A 14,656-nucleotide genomic window follows, 5' to 3' on the forward strand; every position below is an offset into this window, starting at 1 on the left:
CCAACCACCAACCACCAACCACCAACCACCAACCACCAACCACCAACCACCAACCACCCCACTCACTCACGCCCCCGGTCACCCCCTCTGGGAGTGGACGTATTGAGCGGACGTATTGAGCGGACGTATTGAGCGGACGCTGTCAGGGGAACGACCCGATGATGTGGAGGTCGCGGTCGAGAAGGGCGGCGACCTCAGGGCACTCCCCACCCTCCTCCCCACCCCCGGTGGCCGAAGCGCGGTACAGGGGCTCCCGAACTCAGGGAGACGACCAGGCCTTCAGGTGGGGACGCAGCCGGGCAGCGGCCTCGGGGGCGCTTCGGTTCAGCTCTTCGACCAGGACATCGGTGAGAGCGGACAGGGCTCGCAGGATCTCGGGGGAGGTCGGCTCTCTTACCAGGGTGGGGCCCAGCGTCTCGGTGAAGGACTTGGGCAGGTGGTGCGCGCCCTTGGCGTAGGCGGTGGGCAGGCCGAGGCGCAGGCATGCCAGGGCGATCACCTGGGTGCGCAGGGCACCCACCCAGTGCTCGGCCTGCCAGAGTCGGTCACGCTCCAGGCAGACGCGGGTGTGTCGCCCGTGGTGCCAGGCCAAGCCGACCAGGGTGTCGAGGGTCGGGGCGGGGAAGGGCTCCAGGATGTGCTGGTCGCCGAACAGGGTCTTCCATTGGGGACCGCGGGCGCCGAAGTCGTCCTCGGGGACGAAGGACAGATCGACTTCCACCCCGTCGAGCATCAGGAACACCCGGATCACCCGGTGATCCGTTGTGGGCAGGTCCCAGTGGTGGGCCACGCCGAAGTGTGCGTGGAGTCGGGTGGCCCAGGCATCGGCCGTTGAGACAGGGGAGCCCTGGACAGCGAGGACCAGGTCGATGTCCGACCATCGGTCTCCTTCGCCCAGGGCCAGGGAGCCGGTGAACGCCGCACCCAGGATGTGGGGATCCGCCTCGGCCATGGCGACCAGTCGGTCACGGAGCAGGTTCGGGAAGGCGGCGTTCACCGGGACCTCATTCGTCCTTGGTGACGGGCTCTCCGGTGACGGGCTCTCCGGTTCTCGCGGTGACACCCGCTGCCGGAGTGACGTCCGGGAGCTGCTCGGCCACCGGGATGTCGTCCTCGGACACCTCGTGCGGGTCGGTGCCCGTGCCGGATCGCCTGGTCTCGGCTTCGGTGGAGGCCGGTTCGATGGCCGGGTCCGGGGTCGGCTCGGGTCGGGGCTCGGGTGGGGTGGTGCTGAGCTCAAGGGCCGGAACGTCGGGTTCGAACCCGAACACCTTCCCGTAGAAGGCCAGCTCTGCCTCCAGGGAACGCACGCGGGCCTCTTCGGTGTGGAAGCCGTGCGACTCGCCCTCGAACTCCAGCAGGGCGTACGGAATACCGCGCTCGCCCAGGGCCGTGGCCATGGAGAAGGCCTGGTCCGGGGTGACCACCGGGTCGTCCATGCCTTGGAGCAGCAGCACCGGCACGTCGATCTCGGCGATCCGGTTGATGGGCGAGCGTTCCTTGTATGTCTCGATGAAGCCGGGAAGTGGGCCGAGGAGGGTGTCGAGGAAACGCGACTCGAAGTCGTGGGTGGTCTCGGCGAGGCCGAGCAGGTCGGCGACACCGAAGTAGGACACCCCGCAGGCGAAGGTGTCACCGGTGAGCGCCAACAGCGCGGTGAAGCCCCCGGCGCTGGGGCCGCGGATCGCGAGGCGCTCGGGGTCGGCGACACCGCGGTCGACGAGGGCGCGGGCGACCGCGGCGCAGTCCTCAACGTCCACCACGCCCCACTCCTTGTGCAGACGCTTGCGGTAGGACCGCCCGTAGCCGGTGGAACCCCCGTAGTCCACGTCCACCACACCGATGCCGCGGCTGGTGAAGTAGGCCTTGTTCAGGTCCAGTTCCCGGCGGGAGTGGCCGACGGGTCCGCCGTGTGCCCACACCACGTACGGCGCGGGCTCGCTCCCATCGTGGTCCGGGTGGGTCGGCGGGTACACGTTGGCGTACACCGTGGCCCCGTATCGGCCGGGCAGGCGTTCCCGGCGGGGGGTGGGCAGGTAGCCGGCGTCCGGGGCCTGCTCCAGGGACCGGCGCAGGATCTCCACGCTGCGGCGGGCCGGGTCCAGACGCACCACGCAGGGCGCGGAGTCGGGGGAGGCGGCCACCGCGACGACGTTGAGCCCGTCGGAGTCGACCTGGGACCAGGAGGTGAGGTCGGTGGGGACGTCTTCCAGGTCCAGGGTGTCGGGGTCGTACAGGGCGGGGCGCAGCGCGGTGTCGCCGTGCAGCGTCACCACCTTGCCGTTCTCCAGCGCGCAGAAGGAACGATCGCCCAGGCGCCCCGGTGCCTCGTGGAACTCCTCCTCGGCCGGGTAGAGCGCGATCGCCTGTCCCCTGAGACCGGCGTGGTAGAGGTTCCAAAAGCCCGGCCAGTCCGAGGCCAGGTACATGGAGTCGTCATCGACCCAGGTGGGGGAGAGCACGGACTCGTCGACCCCGCCCTTGAGCGTGTACTCGCCGATCAGACCGGCCTCGGTGAGCTCGCCCACGCGAAGTTCGGTACCGTCCCAGGGCATCCGCGGGTGGTTCCAGCGCACGTAGGCCAGGTGGCGTCCGTCCGGGGAGGGGGCGGGGGAGGCGTAGAAGCGCGCCCCGGTGACCAGTTCGCGGATGGCGGTCGGGTCCGTGGCGCCCCGCCCGGAGAGCGGAACCGACACGATGGAGCGGCTCAGATCCGCACCGGTGTGGTCCTCGCGCACGCAAAGGATCTGCTTGCCGTCCGGGCTCAGGACCGGATCGGCGTACCGCAGCCCCGCCTTGCGCGCGGGCTCGGGGGTGAGGGGGAGGGGATCCTTGGCGCCCCGCTCCAGCAGGAACAACCGCTGGGTGTCGTGGTCGGCGAACACCACGCCCACGCGGGGGATGGCCTTGTCGTCACGGCGGGGGACGGGCAGGTAGGAGCGCCCTCCGTACTCGTGCACCCGGGTTCCCACGTTCCAGGGCGCGGGAAGCAGGTCGTGCACGGACCCGTCCGAGTCCCGCCGTACCAGGGTCGTGCGGCCGTTCTCGGCCGGTCGGTACTCCTGCCACCAGACCTCGTCGCCTCGAACAGAGGGGAACGCGGGCAGCAGCGTTCCTCGGGCGACGTCTCCGGCGCTGATAGGCGATGGCCAGCGGCCATGAGGGCTCGACAGTTCAGACATGTCCCGCTCAGGATGGGTCGTGTGTGATGAGATGACATGTCGACCTTAGTGCTCCACGGGGTCGCTGTGCAGCCCTGACCGGTACTCGGAGGGACAAACGGCGGCGGCCCCGCCGATCGCACTCGGGGTGCGTTCGACGGGGCCGCGGCGTGAGCCGTGGAGCGGGCCCGGTCAGCCCTTGTCGGGGCCGGTCTCCCCCGTCGGCTTCTCGTCGGAACCACGGGTGCCGTTCACCTCGGAGGGAGCGCCTCCCGCGGCGGTGGGCTTGGCCGAGGGCCTGCCGCGCCGGGCGTTGCGACGCTCCAGCCAGATCGCGACCCTGCTCAGCGTCAGGTTGATCACGATGTAGATGAGGGCACAGATGATCGCCGCCGGGATGACGTTGCTCTCCCGGGTCGCCAGCAGGGTGAAGCTGCGCAGCAGCTCCGGGAAGGCGATGATGTAGCCGAGCGCGGAGTCCTTCAACAGGACCACGAGCTGCGCCACGATCGCGGGCATCATCGACGTGACGGCCTGAGGGATCAGGATCGTCCACATCGTCTGGGTCCGGCTCATGCCGATGGACTCGGCGGCCTCACTCTGTCCCTTGGGCACCGCGAGGATGCCCGCCCGGAACACCTCGGCCAGCACCGACCCGTTGTACAGGGTCAGACCGGTGACGACCGCGGCCAGCGCGGTCACCTGGAAGGTGCCGGTGGGAACGTCGAACACCTGCCAGGCCACGATGGGCAGCGCCATGGTGAAGAAGATCAGCATCAGCAGGGGGATGCCACGGAAGAACTCCACGATGGCCCCGGAGGGCACGCGGATCCACCAGTGCTTCGACAGCCGGCCGATGCCGAAGACCAGACCGAACACGACGGCCAGCACCGATGCGGTCAGCGCCGCGGTCAGCGTGTTCTGCAGACCGGGGATGACGTATCCGGTCCAGGTGTCGGCGCGCAGGAACGGCGCCCACATGTCGGCGGCCCATTGGCCCGCCGGGTTCACCGCCCAGGTCTCGGCGCTGAACAGGCTCGACTCGCGGTCGGTCAGGGTCCGGTTGAACCCCAGGTACAGGATGGACAGGCCGATCAACGCCAAGAAGACGGTGAGGACCGTGTAGAGGACGTTGCGCTTCCGGGCGCGGGGCCCGGGAACGTCGAAGAGAACCGAGGTCTGGATGCTCATCGGACCACCGCCACACGCTTGGCGAGCCAGCCGAAGAAGTAACCCATCGGCAGGGTCAGGATCAGGAACCCGATCGCGAATCCGACGAAGGTCGGCAGGACCGGAGCGATGCCCTGGTCGAACATGAGCTTCATCTCCCGGGACGCCTCTTGGACGCCCAACCCCGCGACGGAGGCGACGGTGGTGTTCTTGGTGAGCGCGATGAGCACACTGCCCAGCGGACCCACTACGGTGCGCAACGCCTGCGGTACGACGATCAGGCGCAGGTTCTGGGTGAAGGTCAGGCCCAGGGAACGGGCCGCCTCGACCTGCCCGAGGGGGATGGTGTTGATGCCGGAGCGCAGGGTCTCGGACACGAAGCAGGAGGTGTAGGCGGACAGGCCGATCACCGCCCACCAGAACACGTCCATCGCCACGCTGTCGGCCAGGCTCACGCCCAGGGCGCTGTTGAGGCCCAGACCGCAGAACAGCAGCACCAGGGTCAGCGGGGTGCTGCGGATGCCTTCGACGTAGGCGGTGGACAGTCCGCGGAGCAGCGGGACAGGGGAGACCCGCATCGCGGTGAGCAGGATGCCCAGGATGAATGAGAAGAAGGCACTGAGCAGGGTCAGCCTGACGGTCCATGAGAAACCGTCGACGACCCTGTCGATATTGCTGAGAAAGGCTTCCATGGGTCCCAGCCGGTCAAGGCCCGGAAGGTGGGGCCGGTTGTCGGCCCCACCTTCCGAACGAGGTCAAATGACGGTTTTAGGCGCAGGTTTCGAGCTCGGGGACTTCCTCCTCGTAGGCGAAGTCGGTCGCGCCGAAGGCGTTCTCCAGGTACTCGGTGGCCGCGCCCTCGTCCCACATCTTGGTGATGGCCGCGTTGACCTCCTCGCAACGCTCCGTGGAACCGGCGGGCAGGCCGACGCCGTACTTCTCCTCGCCGAACGGGTTGTTGACCATCCGGAACTCGTCCGGGTTCTGGGCCGCGAAGCCAGCGAGGATGGTGTTGTCGGTGGTCACGGCGTCGACGGTGCCGTTACCGAGCAGTTCCAGGCACTCGGAGTAGTTGCCGGCCTCGCGCAGCTCGGCGTCGATCTCCATCTCGTCGGTGATGTTGTGCGCCGAACGGGAACCGGAGGCGGAGCACAGCACGCGGCCGTCGAGGTCCTCGGGCCCGGTGATGTCGGAGTTGTCGGCCTGGGTCAGGATGTCCTGCTGGGCGACGTAGTAGGGGCCGCCGAAGTCGACGACCTGGCGACGCTCGTCGGTGATGGAGTAGGTCGCGATGATCATGTCCACGGTGCCCTGCTGGAGGAAGGACTCGCGGTTGGCCGAGGCTGCCTCGGTCCACTCGATCTGGTCGGCGGAGTAGCCGAGTTCCTCGGCGATGAAGGTGGCGACGTCGACGTCGAAGCCGACGGGGGAACCGCCCTCGTCGAGGCCGAGTCCGGGCTGGTCGTACTTGACACCGATGGTGATGGTGTCGCCACCGCCCTCGCCTCCGTCGCCGCCGGAGTCGCCGACCTCGGCGGTACCACAGGCGGTGAGGGCCAGAGCGAGGACGGCGGCGCCGCCCAGAACGGTGTTGATGCGACGGGCTCGCATGTGGGGTACCTCTTCCTTGAGCGTGCGAAGCTGCTGGGTCATCGTCCGGGGGCGGACTAGTGGGTCAGGATCTTGGACAGGAAGTCCTTGGCCCGGTCCGACCGGGGGGACGTGAAGAACTCGTCGGGGGTGTTCTCCTCGACGATCTGTCCGTCGGCCATGAACACGACCCGGTTGGCCGCGCGACGGGCGAACCCCATCTCGTGGGTGACCACGACCATGGTCATGCCCTCGTTCGCCAGGTCGGTCATGACGTCGAGGACCTCTTGGACCATTTCGGGGTCCAGGGCCGAGGTCGGCTCGTCGAAGAGGATCACCTTGGGGTTCATCGCCAAGGCTCGGGCGATGGCCACGCGCTGCTGCTGGCCGCCGGAGAGTTGGGCTGGGTACTTGTTCGCCTGGTCGCCGATCTGCACCCGGTCGAGCAGTTCCATGCCGCGCGCCTCGGCGTCCGACTTGGACTGCTTGAGCACCTTCATCGGGCCCAGCGTCACGTTCTGCAGAACGGTCTTGTGGGCGAACAGGTTGAAGGACTGGAAGACCATGCCGACGTCGCTGCGCAGCTTGGCCAGACCGCGGCCTTCGGCGGGCAGCGGTTGTCCGTCGAGGGAGATGGTGCCGGAGTCGACCGTCTCGAGCCGGTTGATCGTGCGGCACAGCGTCGACTTGCCGGATCCGGACGGACCGATGACGACTACCACCTCGCCGGAGTTCACCGTCAGATCGATGTCGCGGAGCACGTGCAGGTCGCCGAAGTGCTTGTTGACGTTCTCCAGCACGACGAGAGGAGTTGAAGTCATGATCGGAACCTAATGGGTCCGAGTTGCCGTGTCATCACGAAAACGCCACCTGGCTTCGCCAGTAGCAGACTTGTTACGGCGTGATTCGCGAAACCGTTATGTGATGGCATGCATGGATCCGCCCTCGTCGCAACGAGTGGCGGTTCCGTTCTGTAGCGTCTCATTCGTGACTCCCCGTGATCTCGTCGGGCTCCCTCCGTGCGGAGGCCTTCGGGAGATACCCAGGTCAGGATCGAAGTCCCCATCGGCCGGCCGATACCGGCCACCCACCGTGTCCGCCCTCGCTTCCGGTCTCCGGGACGGCGGCCCGTCCAAGAGCGGATAGCCTGGACCGGTGAGCCAGAGTCGTACCTACCAAGTGCGGACCTACGGCTGCCAGATGAACGTCCACGACTCCGAGCGCCTCTCCGGTCTGCTGGAGGACGCTGGGTACGCGCGCGCAGCCGAGGACACCACCGCAGACATCGTCGTCTTCAATACCTGTGCGGTCCGAGAGAACGCGGACAACCGCCTCTACGGCAACCTCGGGCACCTGCGTCCGGTCAAGGACGCCAACCCCGGGATGCAGATCGCCGTGGGCGGTTGCCTCGCCCAGAAGGACCGCGGCGAGATCGTGCGCCGCGCCCCGTGGGTGGACGTGGTGTTCGGAACGCACAACATCGGTTCCCTGCCGACCCTGCTGGAGCGTTCGCGCGTCCAGCGGGAGGCGCAGGTCGAGATCGCCGAGTCGTTGGAGCACTTCCCGTCCACGCTGCCCAGCCGTCGCGAGTCCGCGTACGCGGCCTGGGTTTCCATTTCGGTGGGCTGCAACAACACCTGCACCTTCTGCATCGTGCCCGCGCTGCGCGGCAAGGAGAAGGACCGCCGTCCCGGTGACGTGCTGGCCGAGGTGCGCGCGCTGGTCGAGGAGGGCGTCACCGAGGTGACCCTGCTCGGGCAGAACGTCAACGCCTACGGCAGCGAGTTCGGTGACCGTCAGGCCTTCTCCAAGCTGCTGCGCGCCTGTGGCGAGATCGAGGGGCTGGAGCGGATCCGCTTCACCTCCCCGCACCCGCGCGACTTCACCGACGACGTCATCGAGGCCATGGCCGAGACGCACAACGTCATGCCGCAGCTGCACATGCCGTTGCAGTCGGGGTCGAGCAAGGTCCTCAAGGACATGCGTCGCTCCTACCGCCAGGAACGCTTCCTGGGCATCGTGGAGAAGGTGCGGGCCGCCATGCCGGAGGCCGCCCTGACCACCGACATCATCGTGGGCTTCCCCGGTGAGACCGAGGAGGACTTCGAGGAGACCCTGCACGTGGTCCGGGAGTCCCGGTTCGCGATGGCGTTCACCTTCCAGTACTCCAAGCGCCCCGGGACGCCGGCGGCCACCATGGACGAGCAGGTGCCGCCGGAGGTCGTCAAGGAGCGTTACCAGCGCCTGGTGGCCCTGCAGGACCAGATCTCCTGGGAGGAGAACCAGAAGCTGGTCGGTCGGGAGGTCGAGCTCATGGTCGCCGAGGGCGAGGGCAAGAAGGACGGCGAACACCGCCGCCTGTCCGGCCGCGCCCCCGACAACCGTCTGGTGCACTTCGGCCTGGGCGACGGCGAGGAGCCCCGCCCCGGCGACATGGTCACCGTCGAGATCACCTACGCGGCCCCGCACCACCTGGTCGCGGACTCCGGGATTCGGAAACTGCGTCGGACCCGCGCCGGCGACGCCTGGGACGCCCGTCAGGGCAGGCCGGTCCAGGTGAGCAAGCCCGAGGTGCTGCTCGGCATGCCGAAGATCGGGGTCCCCGACGAACAGCCGGCCCCCGCCGGCGGCTGCTGCGACGTCTGACCCCGACCTCGACCGGACCTACGGCCGCACGTACAGGTTCTCCAAGCGGTTGAAGGCGAAGTTGGGCTGTCGGGAGGCGGGCCTGTCCGGATCCAGGGACAGGCCCGGGAAGGCTCCGAACAAGGACCCGAAGGCCACCTGACCCTCCAACCGGGCCAGGGCGGCGCCCAGGCAGTAGTGCATGCCGTGCCCGAACGCCACGTGGGCCTCACCGGGAACGCCCTGGTGGCGGGTGAGGTCGAGCCGGTCGGGATCAGGGTGCACGTTCGGGTCGCGGTTGGCACCGGCGATCATCGCGATGGCCGCCTCTCCACGTCGGACCACGCCGGTGTTCAGTTCCACGTCCTCGGTCGCGTAACGCATCCGGGTCTGGAACACCGGGCCGCACCAGCGCAGCAGCTCGTGGACGGCCGCGGGCAGCAGTTCCGGGTCGTCCTTGAGCAGCGTCAGCTGGTCGGGGTGGGCGAGCAGGGCGCGGGTGCCGTTGCCGATGAGGTTGGCGGTGGTCTCGTGCCCGGCGATGACGAGCGAGAGGATCATGGTGATCAGCTCGTCCTCGGACATGCGGTCGCCGTTGTCGTCGGTCACCCGGACCAGGTCGCCCAACAGGTCGTCGTGTTCCCGTGCCCGGTGGGCGGCGATGAGTCGTCGTGAGGCGGCGGTCAGTTCCCGCAGGGTCGAGTTGAGCCGCGCGGGATCGCTCAGGTCGAACGAGGTCAGGGCGTGGCTCCACACCTGCCAGATGTCGCGTTCCTCCTCGGGCACGCCCACCAGGTCGCAGATGACCCTGATGGGCAACGGGTAGGCGAAGTGCTGGAGCAGGTCGACCGAGCCGTCCTCGACGTGGTCGGGCAGTTCGGTCAGGAGCTCGTCGGTGATGGCCTGGACACCGGGGCGCATCGCCTGGACCCGGCGCACGGTGAAGGTGCGCGAGACCAGCTTGCGCAGACGCACGTGGTCGATTCCGTCCTTGTCCAGCACACCTTGGGTGGCGTAGACGATCAGGTCGGGTTCGATCCCCAGGTGACGCAGGAGTTCGGGACGGGACAGCGAGGTGGTCTCCCCCTCCATGTTCGCGGCGTCCACGACGAAGCGCCTGTCGCTGAGGATGGTGCGCGCGTCGGTGTCGTCGACGAACAGCCGGGCGGGTGATCCACCGAAGGAGGCGGGGGCCGAACCCCCGGCCTCGCGGAGGCGTTCCAGGATGCCGGGCAGTTCGGCGGCCGCCTCGGGTGAGGTCAGGTCGGGAAGCGTCGGAGTGCTCATGTCCCCTCCAAAGGGGAGGTCAGCCTACGGGTGGGAGATACTCCGCCAGGACGTCCCGGGCCGTGGCCAGCAGGGCGTCGAACAGGGGGAGGATCTCGTCTCTGGCCGCGAGCAACGCCTCAGGGCTCGCGGGTGACTCCAGGGCGCGGTGCACGGTGTCGGCGAGGATGTCCGCCCGTGTCGCGAAGTCCGGAAGCGGATAGGACTGCAGTTCCAGGAGCGACGGCGTGACCAGCGCCCCCAGAACGGTCGAGACGAACATGTGGTTCTGCTGCTCGGCGGTGCGCTCCGCACGGAGCAGACCGTGCCTTCGCAGCAGTTCGGTGTAGGTGAGCATCACCCGGGCCCGGCGCCTGATCAGGTCGCCGCGTTCCTCGCCGACGGCGGTGAGCATCGAGCCGAGGGTGTTGTTGTCACTGGTGAGCAGCGCCTTGAGGATCGGCCATCGCTCCTGGGCGAGGTGGATCTCACGGGCGATCGAACTCGGCAGGACCGCCGCGGGATCCGCCCGGAAACGTTCGATCAGGTGGGTGCCGACCTCGATCTGCGTGCGCACCAGCACCGTGCTGAACAGCGTCTCCTTGGTGGGGAAGTGCAGGTACACGGTGCCTTTGCCGACGTCGGCCCGACGCGCCACGTCCTCCATCGTGATCTTGGTGTATCCCCAGGTGACGAGGGCTTCCCCGGCCACGTCCAGGATGCGTGCCGCGCGTCGGGCGCGTTCGGCCTCCCTGGCCGTCCTGGAGCCGCTTCTCGTCGTCACGGTGGTACCTCGTCGTCTTCGGGTCGATGTCGCTGACTTCCTGACCGGATTTCAAAACCGGTCACGAAGTCAACGATAGATCGACCCGACGCCCCGCACAAGAGGTACCGGTGATTCGGCGGTAGCCTCCTCATGTGTTGATCGCCGCCGCCGTGTGTCCCCATCCGCCAGTACTTTTCCCCGAGGTCGCCCAGGGTGCTCGCGCCGAACTCGACCCACTGCGCGCCGCCTGTGACCGTGCCGTCACCGCGCTCGCCCGCCGCGGGGCCGACCGGCTGTACGTGGTGGGACGTGGCCCCATCGAACGGGAGTACGGAGCGGACACCGGTGGGGACCTACGGGCCTACGGCGTGGACGTACGCGTGGGACCGGCCCCGGGGGTGTTGGACCTGGCGGCGACCACGGGCCGATGGCTGGCCGAACGCGGTGGCCTCACCCCGGACGGCTACCTGGAACTACCCGCCGACGTCACCCCGGAGCGGGCCGCCGAACGGGGCGCGGCCCTGGCCGACTCCGCCGCGCGGGTGGTCCTGTTGGTGATGGGGGACGGCAGCGCACGCCGCACCGAGAGTTCACCCGGATACGTGGACGAACGCGCGATCCCCTACGACGACGCCGTCGCCGAAGCCCTGGCCGAGGCCGACACGGCTCATCTGGCCGGGCTGGACCCCGACACCGCCCGTGCGCTCATGGTCGCGGGCCGCCCCGCCTGGCAGGCCCTGGCGGGCGCGGCGGGGGAGCGGCCCTTCGACGCGGAGACCCTGGCCTACGAGGCCCCCTACGGCGTGGGCTACCACGTCGCCCTGTGGCTCAAGGCCTGATCAGGTGTCCTGGTCTCGGCCCTGCGGGAAGGGGACCATGGTGGCCACGTCCACCAGGGCCTCGCCCGGTTCGTCGCCGCGGCCGGTCAGGGCCGCCTCGACCAGGGCCATCGCCCGCTCCGTCAGGGTGGGGGAGTCGTAGGGCAGCCAACGCACGCGCGGGTCCCGGCGGAACCAGGACTCCTGCCTGCGGGCGAACCGACGGGTGGCCTGGGCGGTGCTCTCCTTGGCCTCCAATTCGGTGATCTCCCCGTCCAGCTGCGCCAACGCCTGGGCGTATCCCAGGGCCTTGGCGGCGGTGCGGCCCTCGCGCAGCCCCTGCTTGTCCAGTCGGCGGACCTCCTCCAACAGACCCTGGTCCCACATGCGCTCCACGCGCAGGTCGATGCGTTCGTCCAGTTCGGGGCGCGGGGTGGTCAACCCCAACTGCAGGCACGGGTAGAAGGACGTGTGGTCGGGCAGGTTGGCGGTGAACGGCCTGCCGGTGAGCTCGATGACCTCCAGCGCGCGGACGATCCGTCGTCCGTTGCCGGGCAGGATGGTGCGGGCCGCCTCGGGATCGGAATCGGCCAGACGGGCGTGCAGCAGACCCGGCCCCACGTCGGCCAACTCGGCCTCCAGACGGGCGCGCACCGCGGGGTCGGTGCCGGGGAACTCCATGTGGTCCAGCACCGCTCGGACGTACAGTCCGGAACCGCCCACCAGCACGGGGATGACGTCCCGGTCGGCGCAGTCCTCCACGAGTTCGCGGGCCATGCTCTGGTAGCTGGCCACGTCGGCGGGTTGGTGCACCTCCCACACGTCCAACAGGTGGTGGGGGACACCACGACGTTCGGCCTCGGAGAGTTTCGCGGTGCCGATGTCCATGCCCTGGTACAGCTGCATGGAGTCGGCGTTGATCACCTCGCCCCGGCGTCCGGTGCTCTCCTCCAACCGCTCCGCCAGGTCGACGGCCAGGTCCGACTTGCCCACAGCGGTCGGGCCCACGACCGCGATCACCTTGATCATTCCTCCAGCGTAACCACGCCGGGCACGGCTCGTGACCATCAACGGAGGATCGATGGTCGGGTCATGTCCACGAGCGCCCCTAGGATGGCCGCATGCGATTCGCCAAGGGCCACGGAACAGAGAACGACTTCGTGATCCTCCCCGACCCCGACGGGGAGCTTCGACTCACGGAGGAGGACGTCCGGCTGCTGTGCGACCGCAGAGCGGGCATCGGCGCCGACGGCGTCCTTCGGGTGATCCGCACGCGTGAGCTCGGCGAGGCCCTCGCCCCGGCGGCGCGCACCGCCGAACGGGCCGAGTGGTTCATGGACTATCGCAACGCCGACGGCAGCGTCGCCGAGATGTGCGGAAACGGGGTGCGCGTCTTCGCCCGCTACCTGTTGCACACCGGGCTGGTGGACGCCGACCGGTTCGAGGTCGGCACGCGTGACGGCGCCAAGGAGGTCGTCATCGAGGACGACGGTGACGTCACCATAGACATGGGCCGGGTGGAGATGCAGGGCACCTCCTCGGCCAAGCTCGCCCGTCAGGTCGTCCACGGCGACCAGATCTCCGTGGGCAACCCGCACCTGGCCTGCGAGGTCGACATCCCGGTCGCCGACGTCGACCTGAGCCTGCCCCCGGAACTGGACCCCGAGGCCTTCCCCGAGGGCGCCAACGTCGAGGTCTACAACGAGGTCGCTCCCGGGGTGCTGGACATGCGGGTGTTCGAGCGCGGCTCCGGCGAGACCCGCTCCTGCGGCACCGGCATCGTCGCGGCCGCCGCCGCGGCCGCCCCCGAGGGCCGAAGCTCCACCTGGAAGGTGCGTGTCCTGGGCGGCGAGTGCACCGTTCACCTGGACGCTTCGGGTGCCCGCCTCCGGGGCCCAGCGGTCATCGTCGCCGAGGGCGAGACCGTCCTGGTCTGACCCCGAGCAGTCGCTCCGCGCTCAGGCCGCGCAGGGAGGCGTCCAGGAGTCGCGCGGTGTGGGTCACCGTCACCGGCGTGCCGGCGCGTTCCATCGCCGAGGCGATCTGCAGTGAACACCCGGGGTTGCCCGACACCAGTACCTCCGCGCCGGTGGTGGCCACGTCCTGCCCCTTGCGGTCGCCCAGCTCGCCCGCGGCCTCGGGCTTGAACAGGTTGTACACGCCCGCCGAACCGCAGCAGATCTCCTTGTTGGGCAGGTCGACCACCTCAAGACCGGGGATCTGTCGGAGGAGCTCACGGGGCTGGTCGGTGATCCCCTGGCCGTGGGACAGGTGACAGGCGTCGTGGTAGGCCACCCGGAGCGGGATCGGGTGGCGCTCGGCGCGCGGTCCCAGGGCGACCAGGTACTCGGTCAGGTCCACCACCTTCGCCGAGATCGCCCGGGCGCGCTCCACCCAGGCCGCGCCCGCGCCCGCCTCCTCCAGGGTCCGGTCGAAGTGCTTCATGCTGGAGCCGCAGCCGGCCGAGTTCACCACGATCCGCTCCACCTGGCGCGCCTCGAAGACCTCGACCAGCCGCTTGGCGAAGCCGGCCGACTCGGCCAGCCTGCCCGAGTGACCCGACAGCGCTCCGCAGCAGCCCTGGGCGCGCGGGATCACCACCTCACAGCCTTCCAAGGCCAGTACCCGGGCGGTCGCGGTGTTGACCTCGGGGAAGAACGCGCCCTGCACACAGCCCACGAGCATGCCCACCCGGGCGCGTCGTTCACCCACGGCGGGTACCAGCTCGGGCAGCGGGGGCGGGGGAGCCGACAGCGGCGGGGCGATGCGCTCCATGGTGGCCAGGGTCGGCGAGATCCGGTCCAGGATCCCGGATCTGCGGATCAGCGACGAGACCCCGCTCGCCTGGTAGGCGCGCAGCGGGCCGCGCATGGCCCGGAGGCGGTTGCGGTACGGGAAGAGCGAGAACACCGCCCCGCGCAGCGCGCGCTGTCCCCGAGGGCGTTCGTACTCCTCCTCGACCCGGTACCGGGTGTGCTCGATGAGCGCGTCGTAGGCCACCCCGGACGGGCACGAGGACACACACGCCAGACAGCCCAGACAGTTGTCGAAGTGCCCGACGGCGGTCTCGGTGAGCACGTCCTCCTCGTGCATCTGCGACATCAGGTGGATGCGCCCGCGCGGGGAGTCCATCTCCTGGCCCCACAGCACGTCGGTGGGGCAGGTCGGCAGGCAGAAACCGCAGTGCACGCAGTCGTTCAGCAGATCGCCGAAGAGTCGTTCCGGTCCGGCTGCCGGTTCGGTCGGTCGTTCGGTCACGG

The 14,656-nt window shown here is 69.2% G+C and carries 13 protein-coding genes; 3 read left to right on the forward strand and 10 right to left on the reverse strand.

Annotated elements, in window-relative coordinates:
• Positions 1-259 precede the first annotated feature (259 nt).
• The 6 genes from ACWGSK_RS12640 to ACWGSK_RS12665 all read right to left on the reverse strand — a co-directional run bounded on the left by ACWGSK_RS12640 (position 260) and on the right by ACWGSK_RS12665 (position 6,742).
• Positions 260-997, reverse strand: coding sequence for a hypothetical protein (locus ACWGSK_RS12640; protein WP_452455867.1), 738 nt, complete (start codon positions 995-997; stop codon positions 260-262).
• 7 nt (positions 998-1,004) lie between these two features.
• Complete coding sequence (locus tag ACWGSK_RS12645; RefSeq protein ID WP_452455868.1) at positions 1,005-3,182, reverse strand: S9 family peptidase; 2,178 nt, start codon at positions 3,180-3,182, stop codon at positions 1,005-1,007.
• 171 nt (positions 3,183-3,353) lie between these two features.
• Positions 3,354-4,352 carry an amino acid ABC transporter permease gene (locus ACWGSK_RS12650; RefSeq protein ID WP_452455869.1) on the reverse strand — a complete coding sequence of 333 codons (999 nt, stop codon included), beginning with the start codon at positions 4,350-4,352 and terminating at the stop codon, positions 3,354-3,356.
• Positions 4,349-5,023 (reverse strand): amino acid ABC transporter permease, encoded by a 675-nt coding sequence (locus tag ACWGSK_RS12655; protein WP_358512111.1) that lies wholly within the window; start codon positions 5,021-5,023, stop codon positions 4,349-4,351. Before ACWGSK_RS12655 ends, ACWGSK_RS12650 begins: the two co-directional genes overlap by 4 nt.
• Positions 5,024-5,099: 76 nt before the next feature.
• The gene (locus ACWGSK_RS12660) at positions 5,100-5,942 is read right to left on the reverse strand and encodes a glutamate ABC transporter substrate-binding protein (protein WP_358512132.1); all 843 of its coding nucleotides are present in this window, start codon (positions 5,940-5,942) and stop codon (positions 5,100-5,102) included.
• A gap of 56 nt (positions 5,943-5,998) precedes the next feature.
• On the reverse strand, positions 5,999-6,742 hold the full coding sequence (locus ACWGSK_RS12665; protein ID WP_157091065.1) for an amino acid ABC transporter ATP-binding protein: 744 nt from the start codon (positions 6,740-6,742) through the stop codon (positions 5,999-6,001).
• A 358-nt stretch (positions 6,743-7,100) separates the two neighbouring features.
• On the opposite strand from ACWGSK_RS12665, the gene miaB reads away from it, so the two are divergent.
• A complete protein-coding gene (gene miaB / locus ACWGSK_RS12670; protein ID WP_452455961.1) occupies positions 7,101-8,567 on the forward strand; it encodes a tRNA (N6-isopentenyl adenosine(37)-C2)-methylthiotransferase MiaB in 1,467 nt (488 codons plus the stop codon).
• An 18-nt stretch (positions 8,568-8,585) separates the two neighbouring features.
• Here the strand turns inward: miaB and ACWGSK_RS12675 are convergent, their stop codons facing one another.
• Together ACWGSK_RS12675 and ACWGSK_RS12680 are read right to left on the reverse strand one after the other, a co-directional pair.
• Positions 8,586-9,833, reverse strand: coding sequence for a cytochrome P450 family protein (locus ACWGSK_RS12675; RefSeq protein WP_358512108.1), 1,248 nt, complete (start codon positions 9,831-9,833; stop codon positions 8,586-8,588).
• A gap of 19 nt (positions 9,834-9,852) precedes the next feature.
• The gene (locus ACWGSK_RS12680; RefSeq protein WP_358512105.1) at positions 9,853-10,596 is read right to left on the reverse strand and encodes a TetR/AcrR family transcriptional regulator; all 744 of its coding nucleotides are present in this window, start codon (positions 10,594-10,596) and stop codon (positions 9,853-9,855) included.
• A 134-nt stretch (positions 10,597-10,730) separates the two neighbouring features.
• Between ACWGSK_RS12680 and ACWGSK_RS12685 the strand changes: the two genes are divergently transcribed.
• On the forward strand, positions 10,731-11,417 hold the full coding sequence (locus ACWGSK_RS12685; protein WP_358512102.1) for a class III extradiol dioxygenase subunit B-like domain-containing protein: 687 nt from the start codon (positions 10,731-10,733) through the stop codon (positions 11,415-11,417).
• Here the strand turns inward: ACWGSK_RS12685 and miaA are convergent, their stop codons facing one another.
• Positions 11,418-12,425 (reverse strand): tRNA (adenosine(37)-N6)-dimethylallyltransferase MiaA, encoded by a 1,008-nt coding sequence (miaA, locus tag ACWGSK_RS12690; protein WP_358512099.1) that lies wholly within the window; start codon positions 12,423-12,425, stop codon positions 11,418-11,420.
• A 92-nt stretch (positions 12,426-12,517) separates the two neighbouring features.
• On the opposite strand from miaA, the gene dapF reads away from it, so the two are divergent.
• Positions 12,518-13,333 (forward strand): diaminopimelate epimerase, encoded by an 816-nt coding sequence (gene dapF / locus ACWGSK_RS12695; protein ID WP_358512096.1) that lies wholly within the window; start codon positions 12,518-12,520, stop codon positions 13,331-13,333.
• Here dapF and ACWGSK_RS12700 read toward each other — a convergent pair.
• The gene (locus ACWGSK_RS12700) at positions 13,299-14,654 is read right to left on the reverse strand and encodes a (Fe-S)-binding protein (protein WP_452455870.1); all 1,356 of its coding nucleotides are present in this window, start codon (positions 14,652-14,654) and stop codon (positions 13,299-13,301) included. The two genes, dapF and ACWGSK_RS12700, sit on opposite strands and share 35 nt — an antisense overlap.
• Positions 14,655-14,656 lie beyond the last annotated feature (2 nt).

The sequence above is a fragment of the Nocardiopsis sp. NPDC055551 genome (genome assembly GCF_053619415.1).